Source organism: Candidatus Desulfolinea nitratireducens (genome assembly GCF_982879505.1).
The window spans coordinates 4,441-7,011 of record NZ_CEYOSI010000189.1 but is presented as its reverse complement, the minus strand read 5'-3'; the positions used below and the strand labels follow the sequence as shown (position 1 = coordinate 7,011).

Here is a 2,571-nt window from a genome sequence, read left to right as displayed (position 1 = left end):
ACTCCTCCATTGCCTCTTCTCTGGGGAAATATTCTTCCAGCCAACGGGCTTCATCGTAGACATCGTCAATGTCACTTTCCTCCGCCCAGTAACTATCGCCAAGAATTTCGGCATATTCAGCGACCACAACCGCGCGTTGGAAATAGGGATCGGCATCGTGGAATTTTTCTTCCAGGTCACCCGTATGGATATCTTTTTCTATCTCCATAACTTGCCGGGTATCCGGGTCTTCCCAGCGCATGTGGACGGTGGCGATGCGTCCGTGGGCCCCTCCGAATAGTTTGATCTCATATAAAGCTGTTACAGAGTGCCCAGCGCCGATCTCGCCCGCATCCACGCTGTTGTCACGGAAATCTTCGTCGGCAATATCGCGATTTTCGTAGCCGACCAATCTGTAGCGGGAGACTACATCCGGGTTGAAATCAACCTGCACTTTGGCATCCATCGCGATGGTTTGGAGGGTGCTGGTCAGATCATCTACGAAGAGGCGTTTTGCCTCATTGAGATCATCTATGTAAGCGTAAAAGCCATCACCGTTATCAGCCAACTGTTCCATTAGGGTATCGTTGTAATTATCCATCCCGAAACCGAAGGTAGCCATTGTAACGCCTTCTTCAACATAGCCATGGACTTCATCGAGGATAGCATTCGCTTCGACCCTGCCCACATTGGCTACTCCATCGGAACAGAGGATGACACGATTGACGCCATCAGCATTATAGCCACGCAAGGCCATCTTATATCCCAACTTGATACCGGCCTCAGCGTTCGTCGAGCCTTCGGAGCGTAAGCTGTAGATCGCATCGAGGATGAGTCCCTTTTTGGAAGCAGATGTCGGCTCAAGGACGACGCGGGCCTCCGAGCCATAGACGACGATGCTGACTTGATCGCCCCTGCCCAATTGCTCAACAAGCATTTCCAACGAGCGCTTGACCATTCCGAGACGATTATCCATATCCATCGAGCCGGAAACATCGATGACAAAGGTCAGCGAGACATCCTTGCGTTCCCGATCGGAGACCTCATAGCCCTGAATGCCTACGCGCAGCATTTCGTAGCGTTCGGTTTGGGTAAAGGGCGATGGGCCACCATCCAAATGGATCCCAAACGCCTGATGCGCAGACGGAAGCGGATAACCCTGCTCAAAGTAATTGACGTATTCTTCAACACGGACAGAATCTTCGGGCGGCAGGTTGCCATCGTTGATATAGTTCCGCATGAGGGTATAAGAGCCGGTATCCACATCCAGGGCAAAGGTGGAAAAATGGTCATCCTCGGTGTCGATGATCGGATTTACCCCATAATCTTCAAAGAACATATCATTTGGTCCTTCATCTCTGGTCTGTGACCGAAACATAGCGGATGGTGTACTTTGGGGTTGATTGCTGCTGAAGTTACTCGGCGCGCTACTTTCTGCAGTTTTTTCAGAAGCAGAATCTGAGTCTCCAGCGCTATAGGGCGAAGGATTGGATTCTGCAGCAGGCTCTTCTGGACTGGGGGCAAATTCTTCATAAAGAGCTGGTGAGTTGGGTTCCTGTTCGGCAGGCGAATTTAAACCGCCACAGGCACCAAGAATAAAAGCTGCCAATATCATCATATTCAAAGCGATCTTTTTTGCGGACATTTTCTCCTCCTTGAGAAATTATGGGATTTCTCTTATGACGCCCGTATTAAAAGAAAAGTTCCCGCATAAGCGGGAACTTATTATCAATCAAATCAAACTACGCGATTCTCTGTAATAGCTTTTCGAATATCTCACTCAGGGATGCCATGATCTTTTTTGACCGCTGATGGAATAATTCAATATCCCCGTATGCTTCGCCCCCTTCAATGCTGACCAGATCCGATACGCCGCGCAGGACGAGGAGCCTGATCCCGTTTTTCTGCGCCACCCAGGATATAGAGGCTGTCTCCCAATCTGCGGCGAAAGCATCGTACTTTTCGATCAGCATGGGGATATCTTCCGGGAATATATCGCGATCGCCCGAGACGAGTAATCCGCGTCGGACGGGGAGATCGTCCACAGACGGGAGCCAGCTCAGGTCAAGGTCGGTCGCGTAAAAATCGATTGCTGCGGCCGTATCTCCCATTTGCTCATAGATATCGTAGGATAGCGCGCGCTCGACAAGGATGATCGTCCCGGTCTCAACACGCCCCTCAAATCCGCCGCAGGTCCCCAAATTAACGAGCAAATCCGGACGGAAATGGTCAATCACAAATTGCGCACTTGCCGCCGCGGATATTTTTCCCCAACCAGCGAAGAAAAAAGTAACCGGGTGTTGATCTAAAATTGTATTGAAAAACTCGCCGTAGAGTGAGTTTTGAATATTAGCATCGGGATAAAGAAGCTTGATGGCGCGCCACTCAGAATTGGCGGAGATGAGAATAGCAATTTTATTCACCTGGGTCAACCCTGATCCAAATTCCGCTCGCCTTCCAAATAATCGAGCAATAATTGCAGGACGGCGTCGGCAGAGAGGATTTTATTTTCCAAACGATCACCATCCCAACAAAAATGTCGGGCCCATTCACCCTCGGGTGTGGAAAGACCGATCCAGGTGGTACCAACGG

General features: G+C 50.2%; 2 protein-coding genes. Both read right to left on the bottom strand.

What is annotated here, in order from left to right:
* A partial coding sequence (locus AC3DOM_RS14065; protein ID WP_487919675.1) for a vWA domain-containing protein occupies nt 1-1,624 on the bottom strand: 1,624 nt, incomplete at its 3' end.
* A 97-nt stretch (nt 1,625-1,721) separates the two neighbouring features.
* A complete protein-coding gene (locus AC3DOM_RS14060) occupies nt 1,722-2,402 on the bottom strand; it encodes a 5'-methylthioadenosine/S-adenosylhomocysteine nucleosidase family protein (RefSeq protein WP_487919674.1) in 681 nt (226 codons plus the stop codon).
* Between the last annotated feature and the right edge of the window lie 169 nt (nt 2,403-2,571).